20 protein-coding genes are annotated in these 17,927 nt (G+C 39.1%); 16 read left to right on the plus strand and 4 right to left on the minus strand.

Annotation, left to right across the window (positions count from 1 at the left end; translation table 11 throughout):
• Positions 1–12 precede the first annotated feature (12 nt).
• A complete protein-coding gene (locus AMD01_RS24415; protein WP_169775927.1) occupies positions 13–171 on the minus strand; it encodes a hypothetical protein in 159 nt (52 codons plus the stop codon).
• A 178-nt stretch (positions 172–349) separates the two neighbouring features.
• On the opposite strand from AMD01_RS24415, the gene deoD reads away from it, so the two are divergent.
• The 4 genes from deoD (at position 350) to AMD01_RS23880 (ending at position 3,588) form a co-directional block, all read left to right on the plus strand.
• Entirely contained in the window at positions 350–1,057 is a 708-nt protein-coding gene (gene deoD, locus AMD01_RS03565; RefSeq protein WP_053399998.1) for a purine-nucleoside phosphorylase, read from the plus strand.
• 258 nt (positions 1,058–1,315) lie between these two features.
• On the plus strand, positions 1,316–2,647 hold the full coding sequence (locus AMD01_RS03570; protein ID WP_053399999.1) for a hemolysin family protein: 1,332 nt from the start codon (positions 1,316–1,318) through the stop codon (positions 2,645–2,647).
• Positions 2,648–2,754: 107 nt separating this feature from the next.
• The gene (locus AMD01_RS03575; protein ID WP_053400000.1) at positions 2,755–3,336 is read left to right on the plus strand and encodes a DUF2087 domain-containing protein; all 582 of its coding nucleotides are present in this window, start codon (positions 2,755–2,757) and stop codon (positions 3,334–3,336) included.
• 78 nt (positions 3,337–3,414) lie between these two features.
• Entirely contained in the window at positions 3,415–3,588 is a 174-nt protein-coding gene (locus tag AMD01_RS23880) for a hypothetical protein (RefSeq protein ID WP_157052591.1), read from the plus strand.
• Between the two features lie 52 nt (positions 3,589–3,640).
• Here AMD01_RS23880 and AMD01_RS03580 read toward each other — a convergent pair whose 3' ends face one another.
• Entirely contained in the window at positions 3,641–4,807 is a 1,167-nt protein-coding gene (locus AMD01_RS03580) for an FtsW/RodA/SpoVE family cell cycle protein (RefSeq protein ID WP_053400001.1), read from the minus strand.
• A gap of 210 nt (positions 4,808–5,017) precedes the next feature.
• On the opposite strand from AMD01_RS03580, the gene AMD01_RS03585 reads away from it, so the two are divergent.
• The 9 genes from AMD01_RS03585 (at position 5,018) to AMD01_RS03625 (ending at position 14,620) form a co-directional block, all read left to right on the plus strand.
• Entirely contained in the window at positions 5,018–5,563 is a 546-nt protein-coding gene (locus AMD01_RS03585) for a hypothetical protein (protein WP_053400002.1), read from the plus strand.
• 182 nt (positions 5,564–5,745) lie between these two features.
• On the plus strand, positions 5,746–6,372 hold the full coding sequence (locus tag AMD01_RS03590) for an FMN-dependent NADH-azoreductase (protein ID WP_053400003.1): 627 nt from the start codon (positions 5,746–5,748) through the stop codon (positions 6,370–6,372).
• A 271-nt stretch (positions 6,373–6,643) separates the two neighbouring features.
• Positions 6,644–7,705 (plus strand): GGDEF domain-containing protein, encoded by a 1,062-nt coding sequence (locus AMD01_RS03595; RefSeq protein WP_083446403.1) that lies wholly within the window; start codon positions 6,644–6,646, stop codon positions 7,703–7,705.
• 119 nt (positions 7,706–7,824) lie between these two features.
• The gene (locus AMD01_RS03600) at positions 7,825–8,319 is read left to right on the plus strand and encodes a PTS sugar transporter subunit IIA (protein ID WP_053400005.1); all 495 of its coding nucleotides are present in this window, start codon (positions 7,825–7,827) and stop codon (positions 8,317–8,319) included.
• A gap of 590 nt (positions 8,320–8,909) precedes the next feature.
• Entirely contained in the window at positions 8,910–9,665 is a 756-nt protein-coding gene (gene yidC, locus AMD01_RS03605; protein ID WP_053400006.1) for a membrane protein insertase YidC, read from the plus strand.
• Between the two features lie 92 nt (positions 9,666–9,757).
• Positions 9,758–10,252, plus strand: coding sequence for a GNAT family N-acetyltransferase (locus AMD01_RS03610; protein ID WP_053400007.1), 495 nt, complete (start codon positions 9,758–9,760; stop codon positions 10,250–10,252).
• A 104-nt stretch (positions 10,253–10,356) separates the two neighbouring features.
• Complete coding sequence (locus tag AMD01_RS03615; RefSeq protein WP_053400008.1) at positions 10,357–10,860, plus strand: GNAT family N-acetyltransferase; 504 nt, start codon at positions 10,357–10,359, stop codon at positions 10,858–10,860.
• A 188-nt stretch (positions 10,861–11,048) separates the two neighbouring features.
• Positions 11,049–13,733, plus strand: a complete 2,685-nt coding sequence (locus AMD01_RS03620) for a PAS domain S-box protein (RefSeq protein ID WP_053400009.1) — start codon at positions 11,049–11,051, stop codon at positions 13,731–13,733.
• Between the two features lie 113 nt (positions 13,734–13,846).
• Positions 13,847–14,620 carry an alpha/beta hydrolase gene (locus tag AMD01_RS03625; protein WP_157052592.1) on the plus strand — a complete coding sequence of 258 codons (774 nt, stop codon included), beginning with the start codon at positions 13,847–13,849 and terminating at the stop codon, positions 14,618–14,620.
• Positions 14,621–14,670: 50 nt separating this feature from the next.
• Here AMD01_RS03625 and AMD01_RS03630 read toward each other — a convergent pair whose 3' ends face one another.
• The gene (locus AMD01_RS03630; RefSeq protein ID WP_053400010.1) at positions 14,671–15,297 is read right to left on the minus strand and encodes a DUF3885 domain-containing protein; all 627 of its coding nucleotides are present in this window, start codon (positions 15,295–15,297) and stop codon (positions 14,671–14,673) included.
• A gap of 282 nt (positions 15,298–15,579) precedes the next feature.
• On the opposite strand from AMD01_RS03630, the gene AMD01_RS03635 reads away from it, so the two are divergent.
• The 3 genes from AMD01_RS03635 (at position 15,580) to AMD01_RS03645 (ending at position 17,366) form a co-directional block, all read left to right on the plus strand.
• Positions 15,580–16,074 carry a GNAT family N-acetyltransferase gene (locus AMD01_RS03635; protein WP_053400011.1) on the plus strand — a complete coding sequence of 165 codons (495 nt, stop codon included), beginning with the start codon at positions 15,580–15,582 and terminating at the stop codon, positions 16,072–16,074.
• A 101-nt stretch (positions 16,075–16,175) separates the two neighbouring features.
• On the plus strand, positions 16,176–16,523 hold the full coding sequence (locus AMD01_RS03640; RefSeq protein ID WP_053400012.1) for a hypothetical protein: 348 nt from the start codon (positions 16,176–16,178) through the stop codon (positions 16,521–16,523).
• A 177-nt stretch (positions 16,524–16,700) separates the two neighbouring features.
• Positions 16,701–17,366 (plus strand): CAP domain-containing protein, encoded by a 666-nt coding sequence (locus tag AMD01_RS03645; protein WP_053400013.1) that lies wholly within the window; start codon positions 16,701–16,703, stop codon positions 17,364–17,366.
• Positions 17,367–17,397: 31 nt separating this feature from the next.
• On the opposite strand, the gene AMD01_RS03650 is transcribed toward AMD01_RS03645, so the two are convergent.
• Positions 17,398–17,919: an acyl-CoA thioesterase gene (locus tag AMD01_RS03650; protein ID WP_053400014.1), complete on the minus strand. Its 522-nt coding sequence runs from the start codon at positions 17,917–17,919 to the stop codon at positions 17,398–17,400.
• Positions 17,920–17,927: the final 8 nt, after the last annotated feature.

Here is a 17,927-nt window from a genome sequence, read left to right on the forward strand (position 1 = left end):
TATCCAAGGGTTTTAACTTGTGTACTGGTTATGGTTATGACCAGGGCCATTTTTACGCTTTGCTGCTGTGTATTCATCCCCGTGTGCTTCATGCTCAGCTACAATTGCCTCTGGTGGCGTATGATTATTCTTTTTCGGTGAATTAATCCGATTGCGATGTTTCTTTCCCATTGCAATTCCCCCTTTATACTATTTGGTTAATCTTTAATAGCTTGCCCTTGATAAGCAGGTGTATGTACAAAGAATAGGAAAGTGAAAGCGCCTCCTAACAGTGGCATAGCTCCCTGTTTTAGGTTATAATAAGGCTGTCCTTGAGGCAGATGTCATGAACATAATTAGGAGGAATAAAATGAGCGTACATATTGGGGCAAAAGCGAATGAGATTGCGGAAACGATTTTACTTCCAGGAGATCCATTACGCGCAAAATATATTGCAGAAACGTTTTTAGAAGATGTTACATGCTATAACGAAGTTCGTGGAATGTTAGGTTTTACAGGTACATACAAAGGGAAGCGTGTATCAGTTCAGGGAACGGGTATGGGTGTTCCGTCCATTTCAATCTATGTCAATGAGTTAATGCGTGAATATAACGTACAAAACTTGATTCGTGTCGGAACGTGCGGCGCTATTCAAAAAGACGTAAAGGTGCGCGACGTAATTTTAGCGATGACGTCTTCAACAGATTCTCAAATGAACCGCGTGGCATTTGGACCGATCGACTATGCACCAACAGCAGACTTTACGTTATTGAAAAGTGCATATGATGCAGGTACTGAAAAAGGTCTTAACTTAAAAGTAGGGAGCGTTTTCACTGCGGACCAATTCTACAATGATTACGGCGATCTAGAAAAGTTAGCTAATCACGGTGTGTTAGCGGTAGAAATGGAAACAACGGCCCTTTACACGTTAGCGTCTAAGTACGGTCGTCGTGCATTATCTGTGCTAACGGTAAGCGATCATATTCTAACAGGCGAAGAAACGACTTCTGAAGAGCGTCAAACGACGTTCAATGAAATGATTGAAGTGGCATTAGAAGCAGCATTAAATATGAAATAAAAAAGAAACTGCTGAGAGATTTCTCAGTAGTTTTTTACTTGTGCATGCATTTAGGCGAGGTTTTTAAAACTGTTGCAAAGGGTAACTCTTTCACAAAAAGACTTATTTGTAGTAGAATACCGATTAGGTCATTTTTTGACCTTGTAACGGAGCTCGCGTATAATGGCTTTTTAGTAAAACTGTGTATGTTCTTTAATACATAGGCGTGATTTTGTATTAATCAGGAGGTGTAATCCGTACGTTTGTTACGGAGCCAAATTGGAAGTTTTTAAATTAATTATGATTGCAGTATTAATCGCCATCTCAGGTTTTTTTGTGGCGTCTGAGTTTGCAATTGTAAAGGTACGATCATCAAGATTAGACCAGCTCATCGGTGAGGGAAGTAAGCGGGCTATAGCCGCTAAACGAATGGTAGACAATTTAGATGAATATCTGTCGGCTTGTCAGCTAGGTATTACGCTTACGTCTCTTGGACTAGGGTGGCTTGGTGAACCAACGGTAGATGAAATAGTTCATCCCCTTTTAACAAAACTAGGTTTACCTGCTTCTGTTTCAGGCATTATTTCGTTTATTATTGCTTTTGCAGTGATTACGTTTATTCACGTTGTGGTAGGGGAATTAGCACCGAAATCATTTGCCATTCAAAAGGCAGAAAAAATCAGTCTGCTAACGGCACAGCCGTTAATTTTATTTTATAAGGTCACATATCCATTTATTTGGTTGTTGAACACGTCTGCGCGTGGCGTAACAAAAACATTTGGTTTAGAAGCGGCTAGTGAACATGATCTAGCGCATACAGAAGAAGAGCTTCGACTCATTCTGTCGGAAAGCTTTAAAAGTGGGGAAATTAATCAGTCAGAATTTAAATACGTGAATAACATTTTTGAATTCGACGAGCGCCTTGCAAAAGAAATTATGGTGCCCAGAAAAGAGATTATTGCCCTCGATCAAGAAAAAACGATCCGTGAAAACATTGAAGTGATTCGCGAGGAGAAGTTTACTCGCTATCCCGTTATTGAAGGGGATAAAGACCACGTAATCGGATTAGTGAATATGAAAGAAATTTATACAGACCTGGTAATGAACGGGGTCAAAAAAGATCATTCCATTCATGATTATGTTCGTCCAGTGATTCAAGTCATTGAAACGATTGCGATTCATGACTTATTGATTAAAATGCAAAAGGAACGTACTCATATGGCTGTGTTAGTCGATGAGTACGGTGGAACGGCAGGTCTTGTAACGGTAGAGGATATCCTAGAAGAAATCGTCGGTGACATTCGAGATGAATTCGATACGGATGAACAAGCTGAAATTCAAAAGATTAATGAAAACAAAACGCTGTTAGATGGAAAGGTTCTGATCTCAGAGGTTAATGATCTGTTTGACCTTGAAATCGATGATACCGAAATGGACACGATTGGCGGCTGGATTCTCTCAGAAGAGTTTGAAATTCAAGAGGGAGATAGTTTGACCGCAGGAAGCTATCGTTTCAAAATTAAAGAGCTAGATGGTCATCATATAAAGTGGATCGAAGCAACGCATGATCCAGCTTTAGAAGAAAAAAACAGTGAGAATGTCGAAGTGTAAAAATGTGAGCCTAATCTGGCTCACATTTTTTTTATGGAAATCAATTGCATATTTTTGGTTATTAGACTATTATCTAATTAGATAATAGTCTAATGAAGGAGAATAACATGCAGTTAAACCGATTAGTCGCTTTTCACAAAACAATGGGAGACACGACACGTATTCGTATTTTAATGTTGCTGACAAATGGACCTCTTCACGGTCAGGCGATTGCAGGGAAACTAGGATTGACGGCTCCGACAATTACACATCACATGAACAAATTAAAGGAAATCGGAGCCATTTATCAGAGGCGAGAAGGAAATACCATTTACTTTTATTTGGATAAAAAGTCATTGGAATTCAGTTCAAACGCGCTTCTAAAAATGATTATGGAAGGGGAAGAGGGGAAATTGACCAAATCAAAACAAGGGGAATACGAGCTGATTGTGCAAAACTTCTTACAAGGAGACGGACGTCTAAAAACAATTCCCGCACAGCGTAAGAAAAAACAAATTATTTTACGGTACATGATGAGAAGCTTTGAAAAAGGACGAAAATATGAGGAAAAAGAAATTAATGAACACATTAAACGATTTCATGATGACTATGCGACTATTCGACGCGAGTTTATTATGAGCAACATGATGTACCGTGAAAATGGTATATACGAAGTGAATCCTGAAGAGCTGTGGACGTCTATCGAGTAAGTAAAAACAGATTGGATTAACAAATGTGAAAAAGGGGTACACCACTATTAACATAACGTTTTATGGAGGTAATAGGTGATGAAAGCATTTGTCGTACAATATACAGATCGTGAAACGAGAGAACGCGTATTTGATGGTCCTGTCTTTGGAACAGAAGAAGAAGCGATGGAGGCACAGCGCAAGCTCGAAGAAAAAGGGCATTTTGACGTAATTGTTGAAAGCGAAAATGACATTCAGCTGGATCGAGAATAACGCCACAAAAAAACCACGCATTTGCGTGGTTTTTTTGTGGTAATCATTACTCTTATTCTGAACCGAACATATAACGCTTGTAGTGAAACGAAACGCCGAATATGAGTCCCATTGCAAACATATTTCCCATTAGTGAGCTTCCCCCATATGAAACAAATGGAAGAGGAATTCCCGTAATTGGAAGAACTTGAATGGTCATCCCAATATTCTGGAATACGTGGAACGAAACAAGAGCAATAACGCCCGTACATAAGTATGAATTGAATTCGTTACGCGTTTCGAGTCCAAGTTTAATTAAGTAATAGACAAGCACAAAGAACAGACTGATAACGACACTTCCACCGATAAACCCAAACTCTTCGCCAATTACAGCGAAGATGAAGTCTGTATGCCCTTCAGGGAGGTATACCATGCCTTTTGTAAACCCTCTGCCGTTAACCATACCAGAACCGATTGCATTAAGGGATTTAATTAAGTGATAGCCATCTGATCCGCTATAGTTGTAAGGGTCTACCCACGAATAAATTCGCCCTAATTGATATGTTTTTAATCCCAACACATTTTTAACAAAGGAAGGAAAATAAACAACGAGAGATAGAATTCCTACGCCTAAAGCAGCGATGGATGAAAAAATCGGCACAATAATTTTCCACGAAATTCCCGAAACGAATACCATTCCTGTGAAGATGGCAATCATTACAAGCCCGGTTCCTAAATCCGGCTGCTGCATGACGAGCAACCACGGAACTAACAGCGTTAATCCAAGCTTAAATAGTAACAAAATATCTTCTCGGAACGAGCGAATTCGGTATTTTTCATTGTGTTTCACAATGACGTTACTAAGCGCAATAATTAAAAACACTTTCATAAATTCTGACGGTTGCAGGGAACCAATTCCAGGAAGTTGGAACCAGCTTTTTGCACCGTTCACTTCGTGTGCAATTGAATCTGGTGCTACGATTAGAAACGTCAAAATCAAAAGTCCAAGCCCATACATATACCAGGACAGCTTTTGAAGCTGATCGGAATCTAAAAGCATTACTCCTCCAGCAATTGCTGCTCCTACGATATACCAAACAATTTGTTTCACGACAAAGTTTTCATCATATTGTCCTAAATGTTGAGCGCTATATATTGCCGTACAGCTTACACAAAAGAACAAAAAGAGGATGAATGCTAAGTTCCAATCAAATCTACTAATGTTGTTATTATTACCCATTTTCTCACCTAACAGCCTTCAGTTTTAAAACAAATACAGCTACTTATTATACAGGAATCCCTCTCGAACATAAATAGTCTGTACTTAACAATTTTATATATAATATTGGCATTTTACCAATGATAACTATGAATATTCGTTAAAAAGGACTAAATCTAGTAAATGTTGCATATAAATTAACTAGTAAGAAAGAGTAGGAGAGGAGAACCCATGTTGAAACAAGAGCTGATTATCGTACTTATTTTACTGTCCTTTGCTTGTCTAATCAACTATTATCTTGCAAAGTTTTCTACGTACACGACAAGAAAACATGGAAGAATGATTGCAGCCCTAATAGGATTCACGCATGGATTGTTCGCAAGTGTTTGCCTTTCCTATTTATGGGACCAGCCATATCAATATGCTGCTTCAATTGGAATTATTGTTGGTGTAGGAACGGGATGGTATACGGGCATCTATTCAACCTCTACAGCCATTGTAAACGGCGTTATAGCTGGTGTAGTTGGCGGGGGAATAGGAGCATATATAATGGGAAACATTCATCCTTTTTTTGCGCCGCTTCTTTATATGAGTGCATCAATTTTTCTATTTGTCATTTTTTTTCTTCTTTTAGCCTATGTGCTCTATAAAATTCCGGTGGATCAATCTGTTTTCGTCAAACGGATCATTCAGCATCCCTTTTTAGTAGGACCTCTTCTAGTTATCGTATTTTATGGCTATCAGTGGATAGAAAATCGCTGGAATAACAACAAGTAAGTGCCATATATTTCGTGGTTATTCAAACGAATTTTCAAGAAGACGATGAAAGTATTTGACGTCTATCAAAATATATGAAATAATAAGTTTCGAAATCGAGATAACTCAATTGAGGATATATGTTAACTAACTATTATCTCGAACCAAGACTATTTTACAACAAGAACTAGGAGATGAATATAATGGCAAACGTATTATATGTAAAAGCAAATCCAAAAGCAGACGAAGCATCTTTTTCAGCACGTCTTGCAAACCAATTTTTAGATGCTTATTCAACAGAGCATCCAGCAGATAAAGTAGAAATGCTTGATCTTTACTCTACTAATCTTCCATTAATCGATGCTGACGTATTAGGCGCATGGGGCAAACTTGCTGAAGGTGCTGAATTATCAGCTGAAGAAGCGGCTAAAGTAAGTCGTTTAGGTGAGCTTGTGGATCAATTTGTAGCAGCTGATAAAGTTGTTTTTTCTGCTCCAATGTGGAACTTTGGTTTCCCACCGTTATTAAAAGCATACATTGATGCTGTAGCGGTATCAGGGAAAACATTCCAATATACAGAGCAAGGACCTGTTGGTTTAGTAGGAGACAAAAAAGTAGTTCTTCTTGAAGCACGCGGAGGCATCTATTCTGAAGGCCCTGCTGCTGAATTAGAGCATACACAAAGCTTCTTTAAAACGGTAATGGGATTCTTCGGTATTACAGACGTAACGGTTATTGCAACGGAAGGTATGGCTGCTGCTCCTGAACAAGCGGAAGCGATCTTTGAAAAAGCTGTTACAGAAGCAAAAGCAGTTGCAAGCAAATTTTAATTTCTCAACTATCCATTGACAAAGGCGGCCTTTTAGAAGGTCGTCTTTTTTTTATGTGCGCGTGGAAAAAAATCCTTAATTGAAAAAAGGCTGACTTTTTAAAAGAGAAAAACGATTGAAAAAATAGCTCTATTTCATCTATTAAAGATAAGCAAAAAGGTGTAAAATGCTATTGAAAAGTCTGTTCGTTTCAAAATGCATATTTAAAAGCAGCATTGCTATGAATAGCACTTACACAGGTTAATTATTTTATTGAAGAAAAGGTGAGAACATGATGCTTCGATATGGACCTGACCATAAAACCGAAATGTTCTTTTCGTTGTTACGATGGATTTTCCTTACTATAGCAGCTATTATTTTTTATATTCCCTCGTTCCGTCACATGCTGTCACTCGAATTGAGAGCGTTCTCATATTTATTTTGGATGGGTCTTATTTATATGAGCATTACGCAAGTGTGTTTGCGGTGGTATAAGCAAAAGGGACGAATTTTTACCACGATTACATATGGGGGCGTATTGTTTGATTTTGTAGCAGCGATCTGGCTTATGATTCTAACAGGTGGGGTTACGAGCTTTTTCTTCCCCGTTGCTTACTTAATTGTGATGCATGCAACCATTTATTGGGGGAAAAGAGGTAGTTTTATAAGCGTTACAGGCATTATCTGTGGATACGTATTTATTTATTTTTACCTTGAACAATATCAATATGACGATAAAACATTTTTCTTATGTTTAAATCTCAGTTTTTTGGTTTTACTCGGCTTGTTGGGAAGTATGCTAGTGGCAAGAGAAAGACAGCATCATAGCGAGAAAATGTGGTTTCAAGAAGCAGCTCTTCATGATTATTTAAGCGGGTTGCCCAATCACCGTGCATTTCAGGAGGAGCTTCAAGACTCTATTTATGCTAAAAAGCCATTTCTGCTCGTTATGTGTGACTTAGACCATTTCAAAGCAATTAATGATCAATATGGGCATGTTGTAGGTGATGAGGTTATTAAACGCGCGGCTGCTGTGTTAAAAGATTGTGGGCACCTAGCAAAAGGTCAAGCCTTTCGCTACGGGGGAGAAGAGTTTTCGCTTTTACTACCTCTCAAATGCAAAGATAGATTAAGAGAGCTTTTAAAAGAAGCGGGAAGCAGCTTGCAAAATATAACGATACTGGATCATACCTTCACTGTCACCATGAGCTTCGGCGTTGCAATCGGAACGGTGAATCAAACGGCTCAGGAAATTGTGAAGGAAGCGGACGATTTATTATATGAAGCAAAGGAAGCTGGGCGAAATTGCATGGTCATTCAAAATCCAAAAAACTATGAAGTGGTTGGTTTTTAAACCATTACGAGCGTTCGCGGGGGCTTTTCGTTGCGAGGCGACATGAATCGTGGTTAAATTTAACATGTAAATATTTTATGAACTTTCAAAAACATCAGGTCAATCTAGGAGGAATAGAGATGTTCAAAAAACTATTTGGAAAAGAAAAAAAGAAAGAAGACACGTTGATTGCGCCGCTAACGGGCAAAATTGTTTCATTAGAAGAGGTTCCAGATCCAGTTTTTGCACAAAAAATGATGGGGGACGGATTTGCGATTGAACCAGCAGAAGGAGATGTTGTTTCTCCTGTAGACGGTGAAGTTGTTCAATTGTTTCACACGAAGCATGCCATTGGTCTTAAAACAGAGGCAGGAACAGAAATTTTAATCCATATTGGTCTTGAAACAGTCGCAATGGAAGGTGAAGGGTTTCAAGCCTACATTAAGCAGGGCGATCATGTAAAAGTGGGAGATCCACTTGTATCTTTTGATTTGGACTTAGTGAAACAAAAGGCCAAAAGCACCATTACACCAGTAGTCATTACGAATAGTGAGGTTGTAACTTCTTTTGACGTCATTGCTAGTGGGAACGTAGCAAAAGGAAAAACGGAAAGCGCAACTGTAGTACTAAAGTAAACATTTAGACGCGAAGAGTGTGGATATATTACTATTCACGCTCTTTTTTTATTTTTACTTGGAACACTCACAAATTTTATTGGGGTACGTAGGAGTGAACTTTGCATTGTAAATATTCGTTTGGTACAATTCGAACAGGAATTAATGATGTCAATAGCGAATGTTTTTACATAAGTAAGGCGAAATAATGAAAACGTTATGAAAAAATTTCATTATTCTATCGAAAATGTGAAGTGATATGGTACAATGATAGACGATATTGTCAGTGAAAGCGAGTTGTGACATGGAATTGACACATGATTTAATTTTATATATCCCATATATTACGATGATCTTGATCTTTGTAATGGGTTATTACCTCTACGATGGTTCTCGTCGTTCTTTTGTCCACTCTCAGTGTGTACAAGTTCGGCAAGAAGCCTTGGCACATAACTGTACAACACTTATTTTGCAACGTTTATCGCGAATTTCATATATTTTTATCAAGAAACCCGTGAAAGAGCGAAGCAAGTCTAACGGTGATGAGGAAGATCCTTTCCTTCTCTTATACATCTAAATTTAACTGAACTATTTTACCTGGAGGAAAGAGAATGAAGAAAAAGTTATTTTTATTAGTAGGTATGCTGTTGCTAGTCCTGACGGGCTGTAACATGAAAGAACCAATTACACCAGACAGCACAGGTGTATGGAACGAATACTTCGTTTATCCAATGTCTGTCGCGTTACAAAAAGTAGCAGAATTTGCGGGTGGAAACTTCGGTCTTTCCATTATTATCGTTACAATTATTATTCGTCTCGTTCTTTTACCGCTGATCATTAGACAGCAACGAAGCACAATGGCGATGCAAGCGTTACGTCCAGAAATGGAAAAACTTCGTGAGAAATATCCATCTAAAGACATGGAATCACAACAAAAGCTACAAAAAGAAATGATGGAGCTTTATAAAACATATAAAATCAATCCAGTGGCTGGTTGTTTACCAATTTTCATTCAAATGCCAATTATCATGGCGTTCTATTATGCGATTGGTCGTACAAAGGTTATTGCAACGCATGACTTCTTATGGTTCAGTCTTGGTCACCCAGACCCTTATTATATCTTACCGGTCGTTGCAGCTATTACGACGTTCTTACAAATCCGTGTCAGCATGACGGATGAAATGCCGCCACAAATGAAGATTACGATGTATATTATGCCACTCTTCGTTTTAATTGCCGGACTTTCTTTACCATCCGCTCTAGCTCTTTACTGGGTAGTAGGTAACTGCTTCGGTATGGCACAAGGTTTATACTTGAAAAAACGTATGACGCTTTTAAAAGCAAAAGATGCAAACAAAACATCTTAATGAAAAAAGCATTGGGGAACTTTCTCCAATGCTTTTTTCATAACCAGTACGTGATCAGTTGGATAAGCATATGCTGAGAGGATGGAGAGATCATGAATTTTTATGACGGTGCGTTAAGCGTAATGAAAAAGGATAAGAGCGATGAGCAATGGATAGAACAAGTGCTTGAGGAGTACTGGGGTGGGACGACAATGGTCACGAGGGGTGTCTCCCACCATTTACTCCAATATCCTGCTTGGATAGCTAAAAAAGGAGATCAGCCCTCTGGTGTCCTCATTTACCGAATGGAACAGAATGAATGTGAGATTTTATTGCTTCAATCGTTTGATAAGTATAAAGGAGTTGGAACGCAGCTGTTAAGCACGTTCTTGCAAAGCGTTCAGCACGAGGCCGAGCGGATATGGCTCATCACATCCAATGATAATCTGGATGCCCTCCGCTTTTATCAAAAGCGTCATTTTTCATTAACACATGTTAATGTAGGTGCCATTACACGAGCAAGAGAAACAAAGTCTTCCATCCCGCTTACGGGGTATTATGGAATTCCAATTAAAGATGAACTTCAATTAACGTATGATAAACAATAAAACGAACGCCCTTTATCTCAACGGATGAAGGGCGTTTTTCGTTTCAACGGGATAAAATGAACGCTTCTTTTTCACACTAATGAAAAAGAGAAGGGAGCGCGCATATGATACTGAAAAAGTTAAGCGATGAAGATATAGAGTGTTATTGGGAGCTGCGTCTTCGCGCTTTAGATGAAGAAGAAATAAGTTTTGTACAAAGCTACTATGAAGCGAAGAAGCTGGATTTAACAACTGTAAGAGCGGAATTCCCAAAAGACGATGATCACTTTATTATAGGTGCATGTAATGATCACGGGGTTCTTCAAGGGTTTGTAGGATTTAATCGAGAGACTGGAGAGAAAACACGGCACAAAGGGTCCATATGGGGCGTGTACGTTGCACCTGAAGCGCGAGGAAACGGACTAGCGGAGCAGTTAATGAGAGTGATTTTAAGTGAGGCGAAGAGCATTCGAGTCGAGCAAGTACAGCTCGTTGTAGCAGCTTCAAATGAAAAAGCGAAGTCTTTGTATGAGCGTCTCGGTTTTTCAGTTTTTGGCTATGAAAAAAATGCCTTAAAAGTTCACGGTAAATATGTGGATGAAGAGCATATGGTGTTGTTTTTTACGTGAAACCTGCATTATGATTGTGAAAAATAGGGTATGGATAAGAAAAATGTTCCAAAACAAGCATTGACAATGACAAGAGATTGTTGAGACAATAAAAAGATGCGTGATAAGCGTGCTATAGTAGAAAAAAACTGAATAAGAGAGACGGTTTTTGTGATTTTTAGGACGGAGAGGAACTGAGGTAGTAAGTTATGATTTTCTCAGATAATACAAGTGCAATGGATCATAAAGAAGCGTACGAGATGATTCCATTACCTATTATTTTTATTGACTTGTCTGGGCGTATTTTGCATAAAAATCAATATGCAAAAGAAGCTTTACAAACAAGTACATATACGTCTTACGAGACATTATATGACTATATTCATCCCAAGGATCGAGAAGCGTTTCAGCAAATACTCGAACTGCCCCACCGAAAAAAACCGCAGCAAATTTTGATACGATCGGTGCATTTAGAAAGTAAATTGAAGTGGATTGACACGAAGGTCCAGCCTATTCACGTACCCGGTGAGGAGGCTTGTTTCCTTGTTACACTACACGACATCACATCGCGTAAAAATCGCGAATCACTTTTACATATTAAGCAACGCACCGCCAGAAAGATTGTAAATGGAAAGTTATTTAAAACCATTTTAAGCGAACTTTCAATGGAAATAGAGGAGCTATTAGATTGTGGGGTTCACTGCTCCGTTCTCTTATATGACGAGATTCGTCAGAATCTTGTTATGCAGGCTGCTCCAACTCTTCCGGCTTCCTTTATTCAAGCCATCAATGGTCTACAAATTGGTTCTTCTGTAGGGTCTTGCGGTGCCTCTATTGCTCGAAACGACATCGTCATTTGTTCAAATATCCAAGAAGATCATGAACTATGGAGAGGCCCTCAGCGGAAAATAGCGCTTGATCACCACATTCATGCATCATGGTCTGCTCCTATTAAAATTGATCATCAGCCCGTTGGGACATTTTCCATGTACTACGAGCATCCATATGAGCCCGATGAGTTTGAATTAGAGGTCATTGATACGTGTAGCTATTTGGTTAGTCTAGCTGTTGAGCGGGATAAATCAAAGCTATTTTTAGACGAACTCGTCGAGAAGCGCTTCAAAACGTTAATTAACTCCATGACTGATCTTGTTATTGTAGAAGATCAGGAAGGAAACTGGTTAGATGTCAATCATTCGCTTGAGACACTTTTGCGAATGGAGCAACAGTTTTATAAAGGAAAAACAAATGAAGATCTCTCCGCTTTATATCCGAAATATAAGGATCTTCTAGAAAGTTTAACGAGACAAAATGAACGTGCCCGTGTAACAGGAGAACCGATTCAAGCTGAGCATATTATTGAAGTGAACGGAGAACAGTATATATTTGATATCATTAGTTCCGCTTTGTTTTCAGAAAACGGTGACCAGCAAGGAACAGTCATTATTGGACGAGACATTACGTCCCGTAAAGAGATGGAAATGAAGTTAGCGGAGAGTGAGCAGCGCTATAAATCACTCGTGAATTATCACCCAGAAGGCATCTATATGCTAGATCTTAACGGTCATATTTTAGAAATTAACCCCGCTACTGAAAAACTGAGTGGGCTTACAAAAAAAGAGATCGTCAAGCATCACTTTTATGATTTCATACAGCCAGAGAATTATCGTAATACGACGCGTCATTTTCAGAAAGCATTAAGCGGTGAGACGAGTTCATATGAAACCTTTGTTATTTCTAAAAGCGGTGAAAAGCTCATTTTAATTATTACGAACGTGCCTATTGTGGTAGATGGCGCGATCAAAGGCGTATTTGGAATTGCAAAAGACGTGACGAAAAAGCGTCATATGGAAGTCGAGCTCATAGAAACAAAAGAAATTTTAGAATCATTTTTTGAAAATACGTCCGATACGATTGCATTAGCGAAAAAGGACGGAACCATCCTTCGAGTAAACGAAGCGTTTCAGCATGTCTACGGCTGGACGAAGGATGAAATTGTAGGACAAAATATTGCGCTTCTTCAAGGAGACAAGAATTACGAGCTCGTCACATTCATGAATGAATTAGAAACGGGTGCCGTCATTAACGGATATGAAACGACGAGATATCGAAAAGACGGCTCCTCATTTGATGCAAGTATTACGATGAGCCCTATTCGCGACGAAAGTGGGAAAGCAGTCGGATTCTCTGCCACAACGCGAGACATCACGGCACGCAAAAAAACAGAGGATGTGCTGCGAAAATCAAAGCAACTCGCGCTCATTGGTCAGCTAGCAGCGGGGGTAGCTCATGAAATTCGAAATCCTCTTACATCGTTAAAAGGCTTTTTACAGCTGTTAAACGAACAAGGCGAACCGTTCCCGTTTTATCACATTATGTTAGAAGAACTGAGCCGAATTGAGTTTATTACGAATGAGTTTTTAGCGTTAGCAAGACCACAGGCCATCATTTTTGAGAAAAAAGATGCGATTAAAATTATTAAAAGCATCGTGGCGGTGGCGGAAATTGAAGGCGTGCTCACCAACGTTCACATACATACAGATTTCCAAATACAGTCTGCACCGATTTATGCAGATGAAAACCAGCTGAAGCAGGTTTTTCTCAATATTATTAAAAACTCCATTGAATCAATGGAGAGTGGGGGAACGGTGACGATTCAGCTAGCACAACATCAAAATAGAGTGCATATTATCTTTATTGATGAAGGGGTGGGCATTTCCCCTGAGAGAATTAAACATTTAGGCGAGCCTTTTTATAGCACAAAAGAAAAGGGAACAGGGTTAGGTTTAATGATTAGCCAGAAGATTCTAAAAGAACATCACGGAGATATGACGATCAAAAGCAAGCTTCACATCGGAACAAAGGTAGAGATCACGCTTCCTCTGCATTCGTAGGGAAAGAAGCGTACTCATAAGAAGGTTTTTAATAAAATAGGTTACACTAAGTGAGAGAAGGCTTTTTCTTCTCAACAGCTGTTGGTGAATCCTTTGAATAGGGTGATAAATGAATGGAAACAGAACGAGTAGCAAGGAAAGGGTTAACTTTTCAGAAGATAGCAAGTATATTTGCTGTGGCTGTGATCGTTTTGGCCCTTGTTGCATCCGTTGTTTTTTTCGTCTGGTCACACTTTACGTATGAACCATCGTCAAAGCTATATTCACATGTTACTGAAAAGAATATTGTGCAGCGGGACGATTATGTGGCCTTTTTGCCTCAGGGAGATGCGAAGGCGGGTATTATTTTTTATCCTGGGGCAAAAGTAGAAGCGATGTCATACGGATACTATGCGCAGGAACTTGCAAAAAAAGGATATCTTGTGACCATTGCTAAATTTCCGCTTCATATTTCTTTTCTCGGGACGAATATAGCCAGTGATATACAGGCTGATTATTCAGATGTAGGTACGTGGTTTATTGGAGGACATTCGCTAGGTGGAGTTTCAGCAGCAAAATATACCTATAATCATCAAAAGGACCTATCAGGGCTCTTTTTGTTTGCGTCCTATCCAATGAACAAAAATGATTTTTCGCGCGTTGATCTACCGGTACTATCCGTTTTTGCAGAAAAAGACGGTGTGATCAATCGATCAAAATGGAAGCATGGAAAGTCGTTACTTCCAGCAGATACGGAGTATCAAACGATAAAAGGTGGAAATCATGGGCAGTTCGGGTGGTACGGAGAGCAAAAGGGTGATCGCAAGGCGACCATCTCAACGAAACAGCAGCAGGACGAATTAGTTCGCCTAACAGATTCCTGGATGAAGACAGTAGGGAGCAAGTAAAAGGGAGGAATGTCATATTCCTCCCTTTTGCCGTCTTTTATTTTTAGTCATTACAGACAACATTTTCGATCATATTGTGAACGCGTATCGTAATCAAGAATCCAGTCCTGATAATTTTTATATAAGGGGTCCAATGACTGCTCATTATTGGAGACGATGTCTAGTTTTCGATCATCATAGAGATGATAGATCGTTTTCTTTTCCAAGTTAATAAAATAGCAATCCCCTTCAATGAACGGACGGATTTGTAAGTCTCGATTTGCGATCGCTTTTAGCAAGGATTCATGTTTCATATCCGCTAATTGGCACGTAACAAGAAGACGAAGAGACTTTCGCTCCTGATCCTGCTGTTTATCAATCATTATTTCAGTTGAATGTCCAATGGATTTCTTGCGTAAAAAACGTTTCAACGTATGGAGAGCTTTTTTCATATTGTGGGGCTTTTCTGCACGGTTTAAGTGGATAATAAGCATCACATGATCACGACTAGAATGAAGAGCCTCAAATAGAGCAATGGCACGTTTGTACACCCTTGACATATATTCTTGATCCCAAGCTTGATCGGTGTCCCCAAGTTGAAAACGAATGCCATTTGGAGCATGATAAAATAATGGTTTTTCAATATGGATATCCGGAAATGTTTCTTCTAAAAATGATGAACAGTTCATTGTTTTCATTTCAAACATCCCTTTATTTTGTAATTGAGCGAGTAATTATCTTATTACTATCCTACCAAATTATTCGATTACATAACGTCGCTTTTTTTTGAAGTTTTCACTACAATCTTTGCAAAGGTGTAACAATCATTGATGAAATGTAAGAAATGCATCAAAAACACCTATAACTAGATATAGGAGCAAAATACTACAATGAAATCCCCCTTTGGGTCATTCAATCTCTTTCAAAGAAGTGGTATAATATTGAATTATCAAAAAAGAATGACTCTAGGGGGAAGCTTCATGGATATTCGCTTGTTGCAGCCAGATGATGCATCAGCATTTGTTTCATTACTGAAAAAAGTGGATGAAACAGGTTTTATGCTATATGAAGGTGGAGAAAGAGAAACAACGGAGACGAAGCAAAGAGAAAGTATTGAGCGCATTGTCAAAGATGAGCTTTCCACAGCTTTTGTAGCCGAGGAAAATGGGGAGCTAATTGGATACATATTCGGAATGGGGAATCAGTTAAAAAGAAAGCGTCACTGTGCCTACATCGTAATTGGGGTAGTAGACGATCATCAGGGGAAAAAGATTGGCACGAAACTTTTTGAGACGATTATTCATTGGGCAGAAGCCAAAGACTTAAAACGCTTGGAATTAACGGTGATGAAACACAATGAGCGTGCACTAAGACTCTATCAAAATATGGGGTTTGAAATTGAAGGAGAGAAGGTTGCCTCTCTTTTAATTAACGGAGAATTTGTGGACGAGTATTGCATGTACAAGCTTTTATAAAATAGCACAGAAAGAAAACCTTCATTTTTAGTAAAATAGAAGGTTTTTTTTATTTTAGTTCGAACATAACTAGAGAAGGAAACTTTTACTAGGAGGCGCGTATGAAAAAGCAAATTACGCTCGTTGTAGGATTAGTGCTGATTGTGTTTTTTATCTTTTTCGGTCGTCAATTATTTCAAGAGGGTAACCCGCTTCCATATTTAATTGGAATGGTAAAAATAGAAGCTGGAGACCATTCGGTTGTTCAAGTGAAAAATAAGCCTATTTCGTATCTGATGAAGGGAAAAGACTATTTTACCTTTATTGAAGAAATGAAAAAGAAGGGGTGGACGTTCAATCAACAAATGGGTTCGGCCTTTCTATTTGAGAAAAAAGAGCAAGGCATTGCTTTTTTGAGTAAGACGTATTCGGGTAAATACGTAATCATGGAGCAGAAAAAAAAGAAATAACAAGCATTCCATTATTTACATATTAAATTTTGAAACTATTGAAACCCCTTGCAAATAAAGGGGTTTTTAGTCATGGGTCAAAAGAGACCGTTAAAATGGGATAATTTTCACATTGAGAGTTTAAAAGAATTTATGGATTATATAAGTGGGGGTCGTAAAAACAGGAGGTCATGACACATGAAAAAACTAGGAGTTATCTTAGCAGGTGCCACTCTTGCAACAACGACAATGTTTGCGGGCGGACAAGCTGATGCAGCAACACAAACACAACCGACAGTAAAGAAGTATGTGTATACATACAATGCGACAAACATGGATGATTTAGAGAAATGGCTAAATCAATTTTATGGAACATATTCTGTCCCGCAAAAAATAACGCCACAACCAACGCAACCGGTTAAACAAACACAAACACAGCCGGTCAAGCAAACGCAGCCTACTGCACAAGCAACAAACGTAAGTGAATTCGAAAAGCAAGTTGCTACTCTAGTAAACCAAGAGCGCAAAAAGGCAGGACTTTCACCGCTACAACTAGATACAAAATTAAGTGACGTAGCGCGTACAAAATCAAAGGACATGATGACAAAGGGTTACTTTGATCATCAATCTCCAACATACGGTTCACCATTTGATATGATGAAGCAGTTTGGGATTACGTACCGTGCAGCAGGCGAAAACATCGCTAAAGGTCAACAAACGCCTGAAGAGGTAATGAATAGCTGGATGAACAGCTCAGGTCACCGTGCTAACATTTTAAGTGCAAACTTCACTGCTATTGGAGTAGGTTTTGTTAAGGGTAGTAATGGTACAACGTACTGGACACAGATGTTTATCGGCAAATAAAGCAAAAAAAGAATCCGTTTGGATTCTTTTTTTATTCCCAGGGCTTTTGAATGCCAATTTTTTTCGCTAAGCTTTGGCTGCGTTTTTTACGCGCTTTTCGTTCAATTGCACGCTCTTCCCCAGAAGCATGAAGCATAAATTCTTCTTCCGTCTCTGGGACGACACGTGGCACTCGTACAGGCTTGCCATCGTCATCTAATGCGACAAACGTTAAAAAAGCAGTTGCGGCAAGCTCTCGTTTCCCTGTGCGCAACTCCTCTGAAATAACTTTCACAAACACTTCCATTGAAGACGTTCCTGCCCACGTTACGTAAGATTCTAGGCACACGGAATGCTGTTGCCCGATTGGGCGCAGAAAATCCACTGAGTCTGTAGAAGCCGTCACGGTTTCAAAGCGTCCGTGGCGTGCGGCAGAAATTGAAGCCACATCATCAATATAACTCATCAATTTTCCGCCAAATAATGTATCATGATTGTTTGTATCCATTGGAAACACACGGCTTGTTTTTACGACAAGCGATTCGCGACAAAAACGTGCCTGCTGTTCACTCATTCTGTTCA

Origin of the sequence: Priestia koreensis (assembly GCF_001274935.1) — a bacterium.
GTDB lineage: Bacteria > Bacillota > Bacilli > Bacillales > Bacillaceae_H > Bacillus_AG > Bacillus_AG koreensis.